This window comes from Pirellulales bacterium (genome assembly GCA_036490175.1).
Classification (GTDB): domain Bacteria; phylum Planctomycetota; class Planctomycetia; order Pirellulales; family JACPPG01; genus JACPPG01.
This window is the reverse complement of sequence record DASXEJ010000061.1, coordinates 1-19,040: the sequence shown is the minus strand read 5'-3', so window position 1 is coordinate 19,040 and position 19,040 is coordinate 1. Positions and strand designations below refer to the sequence as shown.

Genomic DNA, 19,040 nt, shown 5'->3' with positions numbered 1-19,040 from the left:
GTACCCGTGACGTTGATTGTCGTGGGCGACCTATTGATGCTGGCGACGTTCGTCCTGATTTTCTTCGTATTCCGTCAAAATCGCTTTGCATCTGCCGCCGTCGAATTGCAGACCGATCAGCACGTTGTGACGACCGGGGTGTATGGTGTCGTGAGGCATCCAATGTATGCGGGTGCCGTGCTGCTGTTCGTGGCGACGCCATTAGCATTGGCGTCCTTTTGGGCGCTTATCGTTTCGTTTCTGCTAATCGTCATCATCGTCCTACGACTTATCGACGAGGAACGGTATTTGAGAAGCGACCTGGCAGGTTACGACGACTACTGCCGCCAAGTGCGCTATGGGCTGGTGCCGCTGGTATGGTAGAGGGGATCAATTCCCGCTTGTCGAGATGCTAGTGCCAGAAAGTTCGCGAAGCTGCTCGGCGGCTTTCGGCAAATTGCCTTGTAGCGTGGCATTGGCGCCAACCAATGTCGCGTCGGACGACGCTGAAGCGTCGCGCTGCTGGCCGCAGAGCTTGAACGTGGGCAGGGAAAACCAGTCCTGCGTGTGCCGGTCTGCGGGAACGCTTGGCTTGTAAGCGGTATGGCTGCGAGCGCCCGGGCGACTCGATGCCGACCCGATGGTTTCGCCGGATGTCTGAGCGAGCGCCAGCGCGATGGCAGCGTGCTGGGCGACCGAATCTCCGGATAGGTACAAGGCCACTAGCGTTTGTGCGCGGCCCGATAGCTCGACCTTGTCGGTGAAATAATTCTTATGTCGCCCCAGAATGTCGCAATGGAATTGCACCCAATCGCCGGTCCAATCATGCGGAACGAGGAGCCGGCAGGTCACCTCGCGCGAGCCTTCCAGGGCAATCTGGCTGGTTCGTCTCCATTTGAAGAAGACACCGTGCTCGGCGTTGGTCGTACCGCTGGCTAGCACCAGTTGTTTGGGGGGCAAACGATGGTAGGTCTCTTTGGAGCCGCGATTTTGCGTAACGCCCACGCCTGCGGCCGGTGTCACTTGGGCGTGCGCAGGTCCCTGATCGCCTGATACGACGCCGCCTAGCGAGGCATTGAGCGATTGCGTTCTATCGTCCGTGTTACAAACTTCGACGTCGCCAGCCAGATCACTGGCCAACTCGGTGCGCGGTTGAAAATCCACCACGCGCAGTCGTCGCTGTGGGCTGTCGATTGTCAATTGCAACTCTTCAAGATCCGGCTCGCGCCCTTCGATCAGTAGCACCGAAAAGCGGAATTTAGCCTCGATGATTTTCTCTTGCGGATGTGCTGCTACGAAGTCTGCCGGGGTGACATCGCGGCATTCCACGGTTGTGCCGACGTCGATCACGGCACGAGGAAGGGCGGCCTGCGCGATGTTCGCCGCAGTGGTAGCAAAAAATCCCGCAGCTAGGCCACCGCTCGTCAATAAGTTGCGACAGAAAGTAACGAATGTCACGCTCATGGTGGTCCTCCGTTCCCGGCACACGATGTGACAGCAGCCGTCGATTGCGGACGTCGGAATCGACGCCTTTGGTTCCTGCGAAATCATAGAGGTGGTCAAGCTTTCAACAAGGGGTTCGCTTCAAGATCGAACGCCGCGAACGAGTTGCGCCCGGGCGCGAACTGGACAACGGCGTGGTAGCTGATGCCAGCAGCGCAGATGACTGCCAAGCCGGCCCGATCAGGACGCCGGAAATCTCGGCTTTTGACCACCCCTTACGATGAATGCGTTCCACAATGTCGACGCATTTTGCCACGGCTTAGTACCGGGCCCAGTCAGGCTCGTCGATGTCTTTGGCAACAGGCCTTGTGCCCCTGCGACTCAGGGTGATTGCACCAGTGCAGGAGCTATCGGTCGGCCCCAATGTGCGGATTGCAGCATGACGGAAATGGCCGTGGAGTTTCGCCCGGGCGTCAGCCGGTTGAATGTGACCCATACTTTCCTGGCAGGCCGTACAGTCGCGTCCGACTTGGGATCGACGACGATCGCCGACTTCTTGTGGGCGCATTCTGCATGATTTGCTGGGGCGTCGCTTGTTGGCGCTTCTCGGATCCTTCTATCGCAGGAGAATCAAAATGGCGTTGTGCAATCGTGGCGTACGACGGACGTTGCTGGGTGCCTGTGCGTACGGTGCGTTGGGGCTAACGGCGCTGGCAACCAGGAGTACTTGCGGCCAGGAAGACCAGGGCGACGCGGCGCCGCAGCAACAGTTCGACAATCAACAATCTCGGGATAACGCGATCAAGCTGCAGGGCACGGGGCAACAATCTTCGGAGAAGTTTGTCTTGCAACCCGGCCTGACGATGGTCGAAGTCTCGCACGACGGTCAATCGAATTTGATCATTCGACTGTTGGATGAGGATGGCCAGAACATCGACACGCTGTTCAATCAGATCGGCGCGTTTCGCGGTGAGCAAGGCTTTGGATTTGCAACCGGTGGCCAACGGCTGCTGGAAATAGCTGCCGATGGCAACTGGACGGTTGCCATCAATCAGCCCCAGCCAACAGACGCACAACGGCTCCCGACAGAACTCCAGGGAACCGGTTACGAAGCCACTCCGTTTATTCAGCTCGACAAGGGACTGGTTGTCTTCAAGATGAAGCACAATGGCGAATCGCGATTCCGCGTAACCCTGCGTGACAGGGATGGGCAACTCGTCGAGACGCTCGTGAACACGTTGGGCGCCTTTGAAGGATCGAAGCCCGTCAGCATCGAAACGCCGGGCGTGTACTTCTTGAACGTTGGAGCCGACGGCGATTGGTCCATCGACGCTCAGTAGAGCTTTCGCAAAGTGCTGCGATTATGGCCAGTGGCATCGCCGTGCAGCCGAGATGGCCGATTGGGCCGTGTCGCGCTGTACGGCGGCTCTGGCCCCTTCGGCGATCGCCGTTTACCGCCAGTTCGAAATTCTTCGCCGGACGACTCACAGAGCGGCAACGGTGCATGGTCGCGACACCTGCCCCTCATTGGCGGGTGTTTTTCCCGACGGCGTGCCGAGCGTGGCAGTACGCAGCCGATGAACTGATCGTGGTGATAAATGCCGGCGGGCGCAATTGTGCCGATTGGGGGAACGCACGGTCGACGCATGGACTGGATGCAGCTATTGCGCGGCCTGCGCCGGGTGCGCACGCAAACGAGCGTCTTTGCGGCTGAATTCTTCGTAAGCTACTTTTCAGTGGGCAGCGGAACCAGGATTGCCAACGGCCGTATTGATTGCGCTCGATTTCGCGCCCGGTGATGGAGGCGAGGCACGCGACCTCGCGAATTCACGGCGCCCTTTCGCGTCATCGACGGCCGCCGCCATGCTTGCCTGTTAAGTACTTACAGCAAGCGGCATTGGGCAACTTGAGATCGGAAAGCGTTCGTCGAGATCGTGGTCATGTAAATCCAGCAAGCGATCGAGTCATGAATCAGCCGACGGGCGATGTCGCACCAGACGTATTGGATTTCGAAGATCTGAAGGCTCGCTGCTTGGGCAATATGGCCCTTGTCGAGCGCGTATTGTCGAAGTTTACCGGCCAGCTCGATCAGGATTTAGACGCGTTGGAGGCGGCGATTCATTCGGGTGATGCCCCGGAGGCCGCGCAGCTGGCTCACCGGATCAAGGGGATTGCCGCCAGCGTGGCAGCTCGGTCGTTGTTCGACAATGCGTCGAGCACCGAGCAACGAGCGTTGGACAATGGGCTCGCCGAACTGCCCGAACATTTGAACCGTTTACGCGGGGAGCGATCAAGACTCGTCGCGACATTGCGAGAGACAGGCCGTAGTTAAAGTTTCGTCCGGCTAAAGTGAGCCGACAATCATTCAAGCACGAGAACCGCCATGCGAGTGCTGGTAGTCGATGACGATCTCGTTACGCGAGAAATCATCGTCGAAGACTTGCGTCACTTCGGCTACGAGGTAGCCGAGGCGAGCGACGGCCGTGAGGCCCTCGAACTCGTGCGCACCGGTATGTACCGGTTGGTGGTTTCCGACTGGCAAATGCCGAACATGAGCGGTCTGGATTTGTGCCGCGAGGTGCGCAAGCGCAGCTGGAGCGGGTACGTCTACTTTATTCTGCTGACGTTGCGCGGCGGCGTCGATAACGTGGTCTGCGGGCTGGACGCCGGGGCCGATGACTTTTTGACGAAGCCATTCCAGCCGCAAGAGTTGCAAATGCGGCTGCGGACCGGCGAACGCGTGCTGGCTTTGGAAAGCCGAGACCTGATGATCTTCGCCATGGCTAAGTTGGCGGAGTCGCGCGACAAGGACACCGGCGCGCATCTGGAGCGAATGCGCGAGTATAGCCGGATCCTGGCCGACGAGTTGTCGCGCTGGCCGAAGCATTGCGAGACGATCGACGGCGACTACGTGCAGTTGATCTACCAGACCAGCCCTTTGCACGATATCGGCAAGGTCGGTGTTCCCGATTCGGTGCTCCTCAAGCCGGGATCCCTGACACCGGACGAGATGTCCATTATGCAGCGGCACACAATCTTGGGCGGCGAGACGCTGCAATCCGTGGCCACGGCGCGCCCCGACGCGCAATTTCTGCGGATGGCGCGCGACATTGCCATCACCCATCACGAGCGATTCGACGGTCGAGGTTATCCATGCGGGCTGAAAGGGGACCAGATTCCGCTTTGCGGCCGCATCGTGGCTCTGGCAGACGTTTACGACGCACTGACGAGCAAACGCGTCTATAAGCCGGCGTTCGATCATGCAAAGGCCCGGGCCATTATCCTGGAAGGAAACGGCACGCAGTTCGATCCCGACGTCGTGCAGGCGTTTTTGCTGCGCGAGCAGGAATTCATCGAGGTCGCGGCACAGCTTCGCGACACCACTCCTTTTACGTCTGGCGGGATGCTGGCAAGTGTCGGCGTAGGCTTATCGTCCGAAATCACGCCAGTGGCGACAGAGCGATAGCGGCGTACATCAGCTACGCACGACCTCGCCTATCGCGACGCCCGCAAAGTTTCTCCAGGCCGCACGACCGGCAGTGGACTCGGGCATTAGGCGGGTTTTTGACGTGGCCGAATCCGCAATGCGCCGACGGCGCGCCGATGCTACGGAGAGAATCACTCTCCCTTGCGCAAAGGACTGCGTCCCATGCGGCGGACATGGATGCCCTGTGTGGCGGTGGTCGCCTGGCTAATGATGGCAGCCACGGCCTGGTCCGATGGCCTGTTCCTGGACGGTGTGTCGCCGCGCTCTCTGTCACGCGGTGGAACGAACCAGGGATACGCCGACAACGGCGCCATCCTGTTCGACAACCCCGCCGCCATGAGTAACGTCGAAGGGGACGGGCTATTCGAGGCCGACCTGGTTGGACTGCAAACGAACTTCCGTTATACGAGCGCGGTCAAGAGCGCGGTCAGCCAGGGTTTCACCCCGTTGCCGCAACTGTCGTACATCCGCCGCAGCGCCGATGGTGATTTCGCGATCGGCATCGGCATGTTCACGCCGGCCGGATTCTCGACCAACTATAACATGAACGGAAACACGTTCTTTCCAGGAACGCGTTCCTACGATTCGTTCGGCACGCTCACCAAGATTCTGCCCGGTATTTCTTACAAGGTGACGGACCGCCTTTCGATCGGCGGCACGTTTGGCGTGGGCGTCAGCTATGCCTCGCTGAACGGTCCCTATTTTCTGCAAAGTGCGCCCCTGGCAGGCACGCCGATTTTGCTCGATATCCACGGCGCGGGTGCCACGCAGGTATGGTCGGCGGGCATGCAATATTTGTTGACTGAAGACACCACGATCGGATGTACGTACCAAAGCGCCAGCAACTTCAATTTGCACGGCACGGCCCAGGTGAATCTACCGGCCGCGCTGGGCGGGGGGATTAGCACCTACAACTCAACTGTGGCGATCAGTTGGCCGCAAACGGTGGCTTTGGGCGTGCGCCGCAAACTGTGCCCCCATCGCACGGTTTCTGCGGACGTGATCTGGTTCGATTGGGCACAGTCTTTTAAGAATCTGGGTGTCACGCTGCAGAACGCTTCGAACGTGGCATTTCCACCAGCCATCAATGAAACGTTGCCGCTGAATTGGGCCAGCAGCGTCTCTATGCGTCTGGGGTACGAGCAGATCCTGGATGTCGGCGGCACTTTCCGGATCGGCTATGTCTATCATCCGAATCCCGTTCCCACCGGAACGCTGACGCCCTTCTTGCCAGCGACGCTGACTAATACCTTTACAGTTGGATACGGTTTTGGGTGGAAGGAGTGGAACGTCGACGTGGGTTGGGCACACGCCTTTTCTGCTCCACAAAACATCGGCACGAGCCAATTGGTGGGAGGAGATTTCAGCAACAGCACGATCAGGACCCAGGTCGACGCGCTGTTCATAGGCTTGATTCGCCCGTTCTAGCGATCGCCGGCGGTCGTCTCGACGCGCATGAAAAAGGAGCGTGCCCTAACGTCGGACACGCTCCTTGAGGTTCATCGTGTTTGCCGGCCGTCAACGATAAGTACTCGCTGGCGTCTACGATCCGTGTGGTTCTTCCGAGTGCGCTGGTACGTTGCCGTGCTGAGGTAGCGGAAGCGCGGCGGGCACGTCGACGCGGACAAACGCCGGCACCTTGCTGCGCGCGATAAAGTTGATGATGATGCCCGTCTCGTCACGGACCATCTCCAATTCGTCCATGTCGTATCCGGCCGCGACAAAGAGATTGCGGCACTCTTCCTCGGTGCGTTGCAGGAAGAACCAGTCGACCAGCCATTGATACTCCGGTGTGGTGTACCGTCGCGAATCCTTGAACGCGACGTACACGGTTCCGCCTGGGCTGAGCGATCCGCGCCAGCCTTGCAACATCGGAATTAGGTACTTGTCCGGAATGTAGTCGCATAGCCCGACGCTGTAGATCAAATCGCTGCGTCCGAACCTCTCGACATTGACCACGGCTGAGGTCATGCGGAGGGCGTTGTAGCGAACGAAATTAAGCTTCGCGCTGCCGATCAGCCCCGGCGCGACGTTGGCTTGCACGTAATCCAGAGCCAGCGGATCGTTGTCGACCAGGGTAATCGTGGTCTGACCGTGTTCGGTTTTTCCCAAGCCACCCAAATATTCGCGGCAAGGGCCACAGGCGACGTTGAGAACCGCAAAATCTCCCTCGTAGCGGGCCACTTCGGCCAGTAGGAATTCGCGGGCCAGTCGCAGGCGTCCGACAACGGCCCGCCCGAGCTGCGTATTGAGGAAATAGCGGTCCAAATAGCCCCCCAGACCGCGACTTCTGGGCCGAGCCTCGTAGATAGACGTCAGCATGTGGTAATCGCCCGGATAGCCGCGCGGCTTGCTGAGGGCATGATTCATAAACCAGCTCAGACCAAACCATGGCCAGATGGCCTCGCGATACCTTGCCTGCGCTTCCTTCAGGATTTTTGGGTCGCTGCCGGCCAGTTGCACCTCGAGCGCCGTGCAGTCGGCCAGCGAAGCGTTAATTGAACGCGTTAACTCGGCCACGATCGCGTCCGAGTCTGGCTCGGCTTGCCGGTCGATATGCCGGTCGAAGTCTTCGAGTGCTTGAGTGAACCTTGAGACGTGTTCCGCGAAGAACTGGCTGATTGCGTGTTCCATGACAAAATCCCTTGCCCAGATGAGCTCATAGACGCCGTGTGTAGAAGAGGGGGCGACGCGTCGCTCCGGCGCACTCGTAAGCGGCTCGTCCATCTGCTCTGTCACGGTTAGCGCCAATCCAGCGCGCGCCGATCAGAATGGACATGGAAGTGCTCCGGGCTTGCAGTCCTCAATGACGAGCGTCACTGAGCACGGAGTTCGGTTATTACTAATCCACCAATGCGTTGCAAGAAAAAAAATGTGTCGAATGCAACAAAGTTCACGAATTGTTGACTAGTGTGTTCGGCCCATACCGCTCAGGCAAACTTTGCGTGCTCGCTTCGCCATCGGTGACAACAACAGCGCGGCGTTGCGAAGCAATCGCGCCGCGCCGCGCGATTCCCCCTCTGCCGGCCATACGGATTGTCCCTCATGTGGCTGCCAAAGGGTTGTTGCGCGACTTCAGCGATCGTGCATGCCCTGTCATGCAACGCTCGACCAGATCGTGTCATTGCAGCAATGTTTTCTGCGCGGCGCGTAATGCATGGAATCCGCATGCGCTTCCTGCATGACGTCCTTGTCGATGATTCGACCAGTCATCACGGAAATTCGTTGCGCTACCGTGTAGCAGTGACAGCCGCTTCCATTCCTGCCTGCGGATTGCGGATTATGCTCCGAGGCGTACGGTGTCGCTCGATTACCCAACCACTAGAAGCGCCAAAGTCGGCATAAGCCCTATGGGGGTGATTTACCCCACCCGCTACTGACGAGTACGGCGCGCCTAAGCACCGCCAGCGTGATGCGGCAAAGCTACGTTTCAGGAGGTGGATTTGCCGCGAGTGGTCCCAGACGCGCGGCTCGAACATGTGGATCAGGCTAACGCAGTATCGAATGCTGGCGCAATGAGTTGCGCCGCGGACAATCGCCGCGGCTGGAGAGCACGTGGAAGGTCTATCAGGCGTAGAAGTGCCGCCAGGGGTTGCAGGTCCGTCGGGCCACATCGTTGGCTCGCGGTACCATCTGCGCCAATGTCTGAGCGAATCGGAGGGAGTTCGCACATATTGCGGTAGTGACTTCGAGGATGGACGCGAGGTCGTGATCAAAACGATCGCGGCTGACTCGGTTCACCCGGCCGCCCTTATGCGTCTTGAGTACGAAGCCAGCCATCGGCAAAAACTCGAGTCCCGCTGGGTGGCTCCCGTTCTCCACGTGGGACGCGAGGGCAGCGACCTGCTGGTCGTGTACGGCCAGGTGCCGGGCCAGCCGCTGCAAGCCGTCTTGCAGACGCGGCAACTGGCCGTGTCCGAATCGTTATTGATCGGCAAGGCCATCTTCTCAGCCTTGCGTGACATGCACGCGCACCATTTGCTGCATCGTGGTGTCCGACCGCGTAATGTCATCGTCAAGGACGAGATGCCGATCACGACCGCTGTCCTGGTCGATGTCGAGCCGTCGCCCGCTTTGCAGTTGGACGAGCCTAGTACACGCTCGCAGGCCCTTAACGGCGCACTGTATTTGTCTCCCGAGCAGGCCGGGTCGATCGATCACGACGTCACCGAGACGTCTGACCTCTACGCGGCCGGCGTAACCTTGTTCCACTGCTTAGCCGGGCGCCCCCCGTTCGTCGGCAATTCGCTCGGCGCCATTCTGTTCGATCATATGACGGCTTGCGTGCCCGAGCTGCGTGCCTTGGGCATCGCCGTGCCGCGTGCCCTGGACGAAGTCGTGCAACGTTTGTTGCGCAAGGACCCTCGCGATCGTTACCAGTCTGCCGACGCGGTGCTGGCGGACCTGGACGCGATTCGCGAGGCGCTGGACCGTGGCGAGATCGAACCGGCTGTCGTCATCGGCGCACAAGATTTGCGCCAGACATTAAGTGAGCCGGCCTTCGTGGCTCGTACGCACGAGCTGGTGAGCATCGACGAGCAGATCGCCCACGCGCGGCAAGGCCGGGCCGGTTTGATTTTGCTGGAAGGCGAGTCGGGAGGGGGCAAAACAAGGTTGCTGACCGAAACGACACATCGTGCGGCCTCGCAAGGATTTTGGGCACTGTGGGGGCAAGGCACGAACGAAGTCGCTCGGCTGCCCTTCTCATTGCTCTCAGGTGTGGTCGAAGGGTTCTTGTCGGCGGCCAGCTCTGATCCCGAGTTGCTGGTCGCCGTGCGCGAGCGATTGGGCGACTATGCGCCGGCCGTGGGAGCAGCCTTGCCCGGTCTGGCCCGCGTTCTGGGCGGGGACGACGGACTGGCCTTTGCTCCGGAAGCGGCGGGCGAGCTGCGGACGCTGCACGCCTTGGCCAATTTCCTGAACGCGTTGGGGACTGCCGAGCGTCCAGTATTGCTGGTGCTGGACGACTGCCAATGGGCTGACGAGTTGACGTATCGATTGATCCGTCGCTGGCAAAGCCAGACGGAGACCGAGACCGCTGGACGACACGTGCTGTTAGTGGTTGCCTTCCGTACCGAAGAAGTGCCCGAAGACCATTTGCTGCGCCGCGTAGCTCCCGACCTGCACCTACGGCTTTCACCCTTTGCCCCGCACGAAGTGCGAAATCTGGTGGAGTCGATGGCGGGGCCGCTTCCCGAGGAAGTGGTGACGGCGTTGACTCGTTTGGCTGATGGCAGCCCTTTCATGGCGTCGGCCGTGTTGCGGGGGTTGGTCGAGTCGGGGGCACTGGTGCGCGAGGTGGATGGCTGGCGCGTCGAAAGCCTCAATCTTGACGAAGTGCAATCATCGAGCCGTGCGGCTGAGTTTCTCGCCCGCCGGCTCGAGATGCTGCCGCCCGACGCGCTACGTCTGCTATCGACCGGCGCCGTGCTGGGAAAGGAATTCGAATTGGACGTCGCCGCCGAGCTGACGCAACAGACGGCCAGCCAATCGATCATGGCCCTCGACGTGGCTCGGCAGCGCCGGTTGGTATGGCTGCGGCCCGACGGCTCGCGCTGCGTGTTCGTACATGACAAGATCCGCTCAGCGGTGCTCGACGGACAGGCCGCTACAGATCGGCGCCGACTGCACGGTCAGGCGGCCGCTTACCTGCAAGCACACCATGACGATCGCAGCACCGAAATCGCGTATCACTTCGATGCCGCAGGCGACTCGCGATTTGCGTTGCCATACGCGCTGCAGGCGGCCACCCAGGCCCGCACGCAGTACGCTTTGGAAGTTGCCGAACAGCAATATCGCATCGCAGCACGCGGCGCCGAGTCGGCCGATGCTCCCATGCGTTACCGGGTGGCTGAGGAATTGGGCGGAGTTCTGATGCTACGCGGCCGTTACGACGAAGCGGGTGAGCAATTCGAAGCTGCGGCGGCGGTCGCCAACGGAAGCTTCTCGAAAGCGCAGATTCGTAACAAGCTGGGCGAGCTGGCATTCAAACGCGGCGATATGGAAGGAGCGATCGACTGCTTTGAATCTGCCATGCGCGAATTGGGCAAGTTCGTTCCGCGCCGTTGGGCTGTGTTGGTGTCGCAAGTTCTCAAAGAGGGCGCCATCACGTTCTTGCACACCTGCTTGCCACGCGTGTTCGTCAACCGCACCCATCGGCTGCCCAACGAGATCGAGCGACTGACGTTACAGTTGCTGTCGAATCTTGCTCACGGCTGTTGGTATTGTCGAAGCCTGATGCACGTCATGTGGGCGCACCTGCGCAACATGAACCTCGCCGAGCGCTATCTAGCTACGCCCGAACTGGCCCAGGCTTACGCGGAGCACGCGCCGGGTTTGACGCTGGTGGGCTATTTGAGCCGCGCGCGCCACTATGCGCAAAAGTCGCTCGATATACGCCGCCGCTTTGGCGATTGGTCGGGCCAAGGTCAATCACTGCACTACTATGGCGTGGTGTTGTACGCCGGATCGCAATTCGAGGCGTGCATCGAAAAATGCCGCGAAGCCATCCGGCTGCTGGAACGCACCGGAGATTACTGGCAGGTCCACATCGCCCGCTATCAGATTGCCGCTTCGCTGTACCGATTGGGCGATCTGGGCGGCGCCCTGGAAGAGGCGCAGCTGAATTATCGCTCGGGCATCGAACTGGGCGACGAGCAGGCCTCGGGCATCAATCTGGATTTGTGGGTGCGCGCGACCGGCGCCGTGCCGGAGTCGATCCTCGAAAAGGAATTGGCACGGCCGCGTCACGACGTGCAAGGCAAGGCCCAGGTATTGTTTGCACAGGCCTTGCAGATGCTGGGGGCCGGTCAACTGATGGAAGCCGAAGAGCTGATCCAAGAGGCAATCGACCTGGCATACGCGGCGGGCGTACGTAATGCGTATACATTGCCCTGTTTGCCTTGGCTGGCGACGATCCTCAGGCAGCAGGCCGTGGCGCTGCGCGACCAGACGCCGGTGCGTCGCAATGCGCTGCTGCGCCGCGCCGAAGCCGCGGCCCGTCGAGCGATCCGGGCCTGTTGGTTGTGCCGGAATGACTTACCCCATGCCCTGCGCGAGCTGGGATTGATCCAGGCCATGCGTGGTGCGGAACGCCGGGCGATGCGCTCGCTCAACAAAAGCCTGGCAGTCGCTAAAAAGCAGTCCGCTCGTTTTGAATACGCCCAGTCGCTACTCGCCAAGGCCGAGTTGGCGCAGGAATTAGGTCAACTTGGTGCGGCAGCCGACCGGGCCGAAGCCCAGGCGATCCTCGGCGAACTAAACGCCTTTACGGCTCCGCACGCCGACGGAGCGTCGTCCAGCCCGCCGACGTTGTCGCTGGCGGATCGTTTCGACGCAGTTTTGGACTGGGGCCGCAGGATTGCGTCGGCGTTGTCCCCCAATTTGATTCAAGAAGAGGCTCGCACCGCGGCCCTGCGGCTGCTGCGGGCCGAACATTGCCTGGTGCTGCGCATTGTTGAAGACGAAGGCGCGTCACGGTTCGAGCCGGTCAGCGGCAGCATTCCCGGCGCCTACGACGAAACGAAAATGCAGGAATCGCTCCGCGTGCGTCGCGCGGTGGCGTTTGTCGAGCAGCGTGGCGGCGTCCGCAGCACTGATAGTGCCGCCGCCGACGGCGAGCGTTCGGCACTTTGCACGCCGCTGTACGTGCGCGGCGCCGCGGTCGCCTGCTTGTACGTCACTCATGAGCACGTCCGCGACCTGTTTGGTTTCGACGAAGAGCGACTGGCCGACTACATCGCGACAATCGCAGGCGCGGCACTGGAAAATGCCGAGGGCTTCACCCAGTTGCAGAACCTGAATGAAAGTCTGGAGCAGCGCGTCGAAGAACGCACTGCCGCGGCCGAAGCCCGTTCCTGCGAGTTGGCCGAATCGAACCAAGAGCTGGAACGAGTCGCTCAGGAGCTGCTCGAGGCGCAGCGCGAGTTGACCGTCGCCAAGCATGCGGCCGAATCTGCCAATCATGCTAAGAGCCGGTTCCTGGCCGCGATGAGCCACGAGATCCGCACTCCCATGAACGGTGTGATCGGCATGACCGAGCTGACGCTCAACACGTCGCTTTCGTCACATCAGCGAAACAATCTGACGATCGTCAAGGATTCGGCACAGGCGCTGCTGACATTGTTGAACGACATTCTGGATTTCTCCAAAATCGAAGCGGGCCGCTTGGACCTGGAATGCATTCCCTTGGCAATTCGCGACGTCGTGGACGATGCCGCGCGGCTGTTGGCGATCACCGCCTCGCGCAAGGGACTGGAATTGACCTGTCATGTCGACCGCAATGTGCCGGAGTCGTTGCTCGGTGATCCGGGCCGTTTGCGACAGATCGTGATGAACCTGGTAGGCAATGCCATCAAGTTCACCGAGGAAGGCGAAGTCCTCGTTCGCGTCGAAGTGAAGCAGCGCATCGGCGACGCCGTAGAGTTGCACGTTGCCGTCCAGGACACCGGTATTGGGATTCCCCCCGATAAGCAGCACTGCATTTTCGAGGCCTTCCGTCAAAGCGATAATTCCATGACCCGCCGCTTTGGCGGAACGGGGTTGGGATTGGCCATCTCGTCGCAACTGGTGAGTCTGATGGGGGGACATATTTGGGTCGAGAGCGAGTACGGCCAGGGGAGCACGTTTCATTTCGAAGTGGCTTTGCATGACAATGGGGCGATTGCTGACGAGCAAATCGAGACGGGCGCAATTTGGCAAGATCCGCTGCGGCGTCGCGCACTGTTAGTCAGTAGCAATCGCCATGCGATGCTGACCTATGGCGAGATGCTGGGCGCGTTCGACTTGCAGATGGCCACGCTAGGACCGCAAGACGCTTCGTTGCCGGGGATCTTCGACGACGCCGAAAGCGAAGCTCGACCGGACGTGATCATCGTCGACCTGGCGGCCGCAAATCCGGTAGAGTTAGCGCTGATTCAATCCTGGATCGAACAAGCCGCACTGCCTTTGCCGCCGGTCGTCGTGCTGGCTCCGGCCGGGCAAATCAATTGCGCGAACCGCTGCGAGGAAATGCAAATTGCCCAATGCTTGACGAAACCCGTCAAGCGCAAGGAACTCGAATTGGCGATCAAGGCCTCATTGGGCGCCGAAGACGAACGCACGGTCGAGGTCGGCGAGCGCTCGTGGACGAGCACGGGCCGGCCCCTACGTGTGCTCATCGCCGACGATAGTCCCGTGAATCAAGAGGTTGCCGCCGGGCTGCTGGAGCTATTTGGGCATACGGTCACCAAGGCCAGTTCCGGGCGCGAGGCGCTGTCTGCCTGGGAGCGCGAGCCATTCGATGTAATCCTGATGGATGTCGAAATGCACGACATGGACGGCCTGACCGCCACGGCCGCCATCCGCGAGCGCGAAGTGGTTAGCGGACATCGGACTCCGGTGATTGCGCTCACCGCGCACGCCTACAAAGGATTCGAGCAGCGCTGTCAACAAGCCGGCATGGACGGACATATTTCCAAGCCGCTGCAGCCTGACGAACTATATCGTGTGCTGGAAGCCGCCAGTGCCGCGCGCGAGCAAGCTGCGGCGATGGTCAAGTAGCGCCACTTCAGGGCGCGAGCAAGACGCTTGTGTGCGCGCATGAAAAAGCGGACCCGGTCGATGCAGAGAGACCGGGCCCGCTCATTATGGGTTGAAATAATGATCTTAAATCGCGCGCCATATCCATCGGCGTCGGCCAACGGCTGTCTCGCGGTGCGTGGGAACCGGCGCGACAAGGTCGTAGTCCGACTTAATACTCGCGCGTCTTGTTGATGCCTGGCTGCGGCACGGCATATTTGCCGTCAGAGCCGGCCAACAATGGGGCAGGGGAGTCCATCGTCAACTTGTCGATCTCGGGGGCGAACTCGTGATCGTGCGCGAGCATTTGCTCGAACGTGACCACCTGGCCGGTATGGCATGCCAGTCGACCCATCGAGGTGACCAGGCTGGCCTCGGCCCCCCGCTTGCACTCGTTGTAGGGCTTGTCCTCGCGGATCGCCAGCATCAGGTGATCCCACTCGGCCTGATAGGGATTGTTCTTTTCAGGTCCGAACTTCCAGACCACTTCGCTATTGTCCATTTTCTGGCCGCGGAAAATGCGCGGCTTGGCCGGCCAGTGGCTGGACGTCGAGATCACCGCCGAACCCTTGGTGCCGTGGGCAAAACTGGCGAATTCGGATTGGCAACCTTCGACGGTTCGTCCTTCGAGCATCAACTTGGAACCGTCGGCAAATGTGTACTCGGTCGTGTACGTGTCGAAGTTCTGGTCGATGTAGTCGCCGCGGTAGTGGCGGCCGCCGAAACCCTTTGCTTCGACCGGCCAGGCGTCCTTCATCCAGCAACATTCGTCGATGTTGTGGATCAAGAAATCGCTGAACGCGCCGCCGCTGGCCCACAGGAACGCGTGGAACTCCTGAATCTGGTAGAGAAGCTCGCTGGAGAAATCGGCCGGCTTGGGTAGCGCGAAGGCATGCGCGGTCGGGCCAGCCGTGCGGTAGGCCCGGAGTAGCACAATGTCGCCGATCTCGCCGCTCTTGATGCGATCGTAGAGTTCGCCGCGCGCCTCGCAGTGGCGGCACATCAAGCCGACGCCGACTTTGAGATTCTTCTTCTGCGATTCCTCGGCCAGGGCGAGCATCTTGCGTGTCGTGGGGCCGTCGACCGTGGTCGGCTTCTCCATGAAGACGTTCAAGCCCTTCTCGATGGCGTAGGCGAATTGCAGCCAGCGGAAACCTGGCGGCGTGGCCAGGATCACCACGTCGCCGGGGCGTAGGCAGTCCATGGCCTTCTTGTAACCATCGAAGCCGATGAACTTGTGATCCTCTGGTACATCGACCTGATCCGGCGCTTGCTCGGTGATGTTCTTGTGGCTGCTTGCCAGCTTTGCGGGGAAGACGTCTGCCATGGCCACCAGCTTGGTGGGGCCGCTCTTGGTGGCCAGGGCGTTGGCCGCCGCACCTGTGCCGCGTCCGCCGCAACCTACCAGGGCGATTTGAATCGTGTTGCTTTCGGCCGCGTGAACCTTGGGAACGGCCATGCCCACCAATCCCGTCGCGGCGGCAAGCGTTCCGGCAGATTTCAAAAGCTCACGACGTGACAGGCCGTTGGCTGAACTTTCGTTCACGGCAAATCTCCTGGTAGGGGTGTGCGGGCGTGAAATAATTTAGGACCGGCCGTTTCGAGCGGCATGCACCCTCTGCGGGCGCGGCGGGAGTTACCCCCATAGCGTACCCGAATCCGGCTCACCGTGCAAAGATTTCGACCATTGATAGAAAGCCGTCGGGATCAGTTTGACGCCGACTATTAAGCCTCATTAAAGGGCGCGGTCCGCGTACGCAGGCAACATCTGCAATAATGTATACGTGACCTGCAAGTACGCATTCTGGTGGACCAATGGTGACGCACGGATGAGATTGTCCCCGCGATGGGCTCGGCTATAACGGACCGACTATGGATGACTGGACTCCACATAATTGGCCAGATTCGCTTGATGCTGCGGCGCTGGCCGCGTTTTTGGTCGTGGCGATTGCCTTGCCAGCGCTAGGGTATTTTTTCGCAGTGGCCGATTTTCGCCGCTACCTGCGCTCGCTGCGGCGTGTCATCTCGACGATCGTCTACCGCGACATGGGTACGCCCGATTGGGCTAAGCCAAAAGTGCCGCGCTGCGTGGCCGTGTTTGGGCTCGATTGGCCTTGTAGCGAGAGCCAACTGACCCAGGAATATCGCCGTCGGATCAAGACGCTGCACCCGGATCGTGGTGGCGACGAGCGTCGCTTTCTCATGCTGCAGCGCTACTTCGAGGAAGCCCTGGCCTTAGTTCGCAGCCAGACGCCAACCACCAGCGACGAGCAAAGTTAGCTGGAATTTGGCCGCACGCGTGTTCGAGCCGTAACCAGGCGCTGGTCCGGCCTGGCTGGAGGCTTCTCCTTGTATATCCCCTCGAGCTGTGGTGTCGGCGCGACGAGAAACCTTGACGCCAGATAATTAACTTTGTATATCTCAAATGAATTATATCAGTTTGGGCAATCCAATATGGCGACGAGTAAGACGTCCCGCAATTTGTGGTGCTTGACGGTCCTTTGCCTGTTGCGCGAAGGGCCCCGGCATCCTTACGATATGCAGCGCTTGATTCGCATTCGTCACAAGGACGATTTTCTACAGCTCAAAGCGGGCTCGCTGTATCACGCCATCGGACGGTTGGCCAAGGCGGGGCTGATCGAAGAGGTCGAAACCAGCCGCGAAGGACGCCGCCCCGAGCGCACCGTGTACCGTCTAACCGAGTGCGGCGACGTCGAGGCACTCGAATGGCTGCGCGCGTTGCTATCGAAGCCTGTGCGCGAACCGTCGCAATTTGTGGCCGCTATGAGTTTTGTAGCGCATCTGGCGCCAGAGGATGCGCGCACGCAGTTGGAGATCCGTGCCCGGGAACTCGATTGCGGCATCGTGGCGCTGCGCGCTGTGATGACAAACCTTGTTCCGCAGATCGGTCGCGTGCCTCTGTTGGAAGCCGAATACGCGTGCGCCATGCGCGAGGCCGAACTTGTTTGGGTACGGTCACTGATCGCCGAAATCGACGACGGACGCATTCACTGGGATTCGGAAAAACGACTCCAAGGGGGTTGTGGCTAGTACGAAGCACTAACTGGGGCTCGTCGGCCGCAGGCCGGGCAGGTGGCAACCGGCAGTTGGGCGAAAAATGTACAGGAGCGATCGTCATGAGTGGCAAAGTGCAGGATAGCGAGTCGGATTCGCATGTTGGTCCTCCACAGCCGTCTGCCGTGCCCTCGGCACGTGGCCGAATTTGGCCGGCGTTGGCGCTCGTTGGCATGTTTTGGGTCGTATATGCCGTGCCTGCCCTGATCGAATGGCCGATCTATGCGCAGTTTTTCACGGGCGTTATCGACACGGCGCTACTGACATTGCTGTTTTTGATTTGGTGGCTGCTGACGCGCAGTGCGACTCGCAAGGAACGTGTGTGGGGCTTGCTGGCCTTATTCGTCGGTGGCGCGGCCGCAGTCGCTGTGTCGCAGAAGACCTTGGGTACGATCGGTGTTTTGTTTTTTGGCCTGCCGATTGTCTTTACCGCTTGGGCAGTCTGGCTGTTGGTCAGCCGCAATCTATCCACAGCGGTCCGTAGCATGGGGCTCGTCGCCATTCTCGGTCTGAGTTGGAGTTCCATGACTTTGTTGCGCATGGACGGTCTCAGTGGCGACCTGAAAGCCGACGTCAATTGGCGTTGGGCCCCCAAGGCCGAAGATCTTTATCTGGCGGAACTTGCCGCGGCCAGCTCGCCGATTCCTGCTATGGAAATGCCGGCAGGCGAGCATGCTACTGCTCTGACGCTTCAGCCGGGCGACTGGCCTGCCGTGCGCGGCGCCGCGCGCGACGGCGTGGTACGTAACCTGACAATCGACACGGATTGGGATCGCAATCCCCCTCAGCTTTCATGGCGCAAGCGTGTTGGTCCCGCGTGGTCTTCGCTGGCGATCATTGGCGAACGACTCTTCACGCAAGAACAGCGCGGCGAACAAGAGGCGGTGGTTTGTCTCGACACGAACACCGGTCACGAACTGTGGGCACACGAGGACGCCGTGCGATTTTGGGATGGGCAAGCCGGCGCCGGCCCGCGCGCCACACCCACCTTTGTCGACGGTAAGCTCTACACGCTAGGTGCGACAGGGCTGTTGAATTGCCTCGATGCCGCCAGCGGAAAAATGCTTTGGCAGCGCGACATCGTCGCGGATACAAAGGCGCCGCTACCCATGTGGGGATTTGCCAGTTCACCACTCGTCGTCGACGACGTCGTGATCGTCTTTGCCGGTGGGTCCGAGTCGAAGGGGTTGGTCGCGTATCGTGCCGCGTCGGGCGAGCCACAGTGGACGGCCGCCACCGGGCCGATCAGTTACGGCTCGCCGCAACCGGTGCAGGTCGGCGGCGAGACACAGATTTTGTTTCTCAGCGATTTCGGTCTCGTCGCGGTGCGTCCCGAAACGGGCGAAGTCTGCTGGCAGCACGAGGCCGTCAACAACTCGATCTGGCGCGCGACGCAGCCTCGACTATTGGGTGACGCCAGCGTGCTGTTTGGTTCCGAAGATTTGGGCCTGGTGCGGCTCGACTTGTCGTCCAGCGCATCTATCTGGTCTGCCGCCGA

At 60.4% G+C, this 19,040-nt stretch carries 12 protein-coding genes; 9 read left to right on the top strand and 3 right to left on the bottom strand.

Translation table 11 applies throughout. From position 1 onward, the window contains the following. On the top strand, positions 1–363 hold a 363-nt coding region (locus VGG64_04105), incomplete at its 5' end, for an isoprenylcysteine carboxylmethyltransferase family protein (protein ID HEY1598758.1). Between the two features lie 6 nt (positions 364–369). Here VGG64_04105 and VGG64_04100 read toward each other — a convergent pair. After that, positions 370–1,443, bottom strand: coding sequence for a hypothetical protein (locus tag VGG64_04100; GenBank protein HEY1598757.1), 1,074 nt, complete (start codon positions 1,441–1,443; stop codon positions 370–372). Between the two features lie 614 nt (positions 1,444–2,057). Here VGG64_04100 and VGG64_04095 point away from each other — a divergent pair. The 4 genes from VGG64_04095 to VGG64_04080 all read left to right on the top strand — a co-directional run bounded on the left by VGG64_04095 (position 2,058) and on the right by VGG64_04080 (position 6,337). Beyond that, entirely contained in the window at positions 2,058–2,762 is a 705-nt protein-coding gene (locus tag VGG64_04095; protein HEY1598756.1) for a hypothetical protein, read from the top strand. Between the two features lie 626 nt (positions 2,763–3,388). Beyond that, entirely contained in the window at positions 3,389–3,754 is a 366-nt protein-coding gene (locus VGG64_04090) for an Hpt domain-containing protein (protein ID HEY1598755.1), read from the top strand. 51 nt (positions 3,755–3,805) lie between these two features. After that, positions 3,806–4,888, top strand: a complete 1,083-nt coding sequence (locus VGG64_04085; protein HEY1598754.1) for an HD domain-containing phosphohydrolase — start codon at positions 3,806–3,808, stop codon at positions 4,886–4,888. 183 nt (positions 4,889–5,071) lie between these two features. Then, positions 5,072–6,337 carry an outer membrane protein transport protein gene (locus VGG64_04080; protein HEY1598753.1) on the top strand — a complete coding sequence of 422 codons (1,266 nt, stop codon included), beginning with the start codon at positions 5,072–5,074 and terminating at the stop codon, positions 6,335–6,337. 114 nt (positions 6,338–6,451) lie between these two features. On the opposite strand, the gene VGG64_04075 is transcribed toward VGG64_04080, so the two are convergent. Further along, positions 6,452–7,543, bottom strand: a complete 1,092-nt coding sequence (locus tag VGG64_04075) for a class I SAM-dependent methyltransferase family protein (GenBank protein HEY1598752.1) — start codon at positions 7,541–7,543, stop codon at positions 6,452–6,454. 921 nt (positions 7,544–8,464) lie between these two features. Between VGG64_04075 and VGG64_04070 the strand changes: the two genes are divergently transcribed. After that, positions 8,465–14,449 carry a response regulator gene (locus VGG64_04070; GenBank protein HEY1598751.1) on the top strand — a complete coding sequence of 1,995 codons (5,985 nt, stop codon included), beginning with the start codon at positions 8,465–8,467 and terminating at the stop codon, positions 14,447–14,449. Between the two features lie 190 nt (positions 14,450–14,639). Here the strand turns inward: VGG64_04070 and VGG64_04065 are convergent, their stop codons facing one another. Then, positions 14,640–16,013 (bottom strand): Gfo/Idh/MocA family oxidoreductase, encoded by a 1,374-nt coding sequence (locus VGG64_04065; protein ID HEY1598750.1) that lies wholly within the window; start codon positions 16,011–16,013, stop codon positions 14,640–14,642. A 326-nt stretch (positions 16,014–16,339) separates the two neighbouring features. Between VGG64_04065 and VGG64_04060 the strand changes: the two genes are divergently transcribed. From VGG64_04060 to VGG64_04050, 3 genes are all read left to right on the top strand, one after another. Continuing rightward, the gene (locus VGG64_04060) at positions 16,340–16,747 is read left to right on the top strand and encodes a J domain-containing protein (GenBank protein ID HEY1598749.1); all 408 of its coding nucleotides are present in this window, start codon (positions 16,340–16,342) and stop codon (positions 16,745–16,747) included. A gap of 174 nt (positions 16,748–16,921) precedes the next feature. After that, on the top strand, positions 16,922–17,518 hold the full coding sequence (locus tag VGG64_04055; GenBank protein ID HEY1598748.1) for a PadR family transcriptional regulator: 597 nt from the start codon (positions 16,922–16,924) through the stop codon (positions 17,516–17,518). A gap of 86 nt (positions 17,519–17,604) precedes the next feature. Further along, positions 17,605–19,040: PQQ-binding-like beta-propeller repeat protein (locus VGG64_04050; GenBank protein ID HEY1598747.1), on the top strand; the 1,436-nt coding region annotated here is incomplete at its 3' end.